The sequence below is a fragment of the Candidatus Protochlamydia sp. W-9 genome (assembly GCF_001950615.1).
GTDB lineage: Bacteria > Chlamydiota > Chlamydiia > Chlamydiales > Parachlamydiaceae > Protochlamydia > Protochlamydia amoebophila.
In genome coordinates this window covers 1-439 of the sequence record NZ_BCPZ01000327.1, presented here as the reverse complement: position 1 = coordinate 439, position 439 = coordinate 1, and the positions used below count along the sequence as shown (strand labels likewise).

Sequence of the window (439 nt, the reverse complement as noted above, 5' to 3'; positions counted from 1 at the left end):
GAATGCTGCCGAGAAACAACGGCTACTTATGCAGCCAAAAAATTTGGAATTAAGGATAAAACCGCTACGGAAATTTATCAAACTGTAGCAAAACGAAAACAAGAATTAAATCCCCTCCTCCCCACAGAGGTGATCAGCTTTGATGAAATTGCTATGTATAAAGGACATAAAGACTTTGTTGTTGTGATTAGTGGTCTAACAAACAAAAGAGTCATTGATGTTCTCAGTGATCGGAAAAAAGAAGCTTTAGAGGCATACTTGGATGGTTGGAATAGTTAATTTAAAAACAAAATCAAATCAGTTGCAACTTGAAAAGAGTAAAACAAAGCGTGTGGCGGTTAGTCAATTCAATCCAAAAGGAAAATCAGTATGAATGAGATGACTCGTTATAATATAAGAATGCACGATAATGGCTATTGCAGCCAAATACGAACATTTG

General features: G+C 35.8%; 1 pseudogene. It reads left to right on the top strand.

Annotated features, from left to right (window positions below):
- Window positions 1–279, top strand: a pseudogene (locus tag BU804_RS09085) (hypothetical protein); the annotation flags it as partial.
- Window positions 280–439: the final 160 nt, after the last annotated feature.